This is a genomic window from Delftia sp. S65 (assembly GCF_016516495.1).
In the GTDB taxonomy this organism is placed as follows: domain Bacteria; phylum Pseudomonadota; class Gammaproteobacteria; order Burkholderiales; family Burkholderiaceae_C; genus Comamonas; species Comamonas acidovorans.
Genome location: NZ_JACVUR010000101.1, coordinates 1 through 558 on the forward strand (window position 1 = coordinate 1; position 558 = coordinate 558).

At 67.9% G+C, this 558-nt stretch carries 1 protein-coding gene and 1 pseudogene; both read right to left on the reverse strand.

The features are described 5' to 3' along the window. The coding region (locus tag IAE24_RS29980) for a hypothetical protein (protein ID WP_199962544.1) at positions 1 to 205 on the reverse strand (205 nt) is incomplete at its 3' end. Positions 206 to 283: 78 nt separating this feature from the next. Then, positions 284 to 558: pseudogene (locus IAE24_RS29985) on the reverse strand (DUF2345 domain-containing protein); the annotation flags it as partial.

Sequence of the window (558 nt, forward strand, 5' to 3'; positions counted from 1 at the left end):
AGGGCAGGGCGAAGTCCAGGTCTTGTGCGCCCAACAGGACCTTGGCGCCCAGCTGGGGGTTCACAGGGGATCCGACGGTGATGCCGTCCGGGCAGACGGAGCAGGCCAGTCCGCCCTGGCTGCCGATGAGCACGGTGAGCGAGCCGGTGACGATCTTGCCCTTGACGACGCTGTCGGTGATACGGGCTGCGGGTTGGCCACTCATGCGAGGCTGCTCCTGGAGAGATGAGAGAGAACGGGACGGCGGATGCGGGGAATGCAGGGGCTGCAGGACATGCGGGCCTCAGCAGTTGAGCCGGTCCGTGGGCGAGAGAATCTGGATGTCGCCGGGCGTGATGCGGATGGTGCTTTCGCCGCAGGTCAGCAGGATTTCCTGCTGGGCTTCGAGCCGGATCTTGGCGGCGTTGAGCTGGATGCTTTGCCCATCCATGGTGAGCTGGGAGGCCTTGCCACCTCCGCCTCCGCCTCCACCGCTGCCGCCGCCACCACCGGGCGCCGTGATGTTCATGGCCATGCCGCCACCGGCTCCGCCTCCCGCGCCACCACCACCGCCACCAC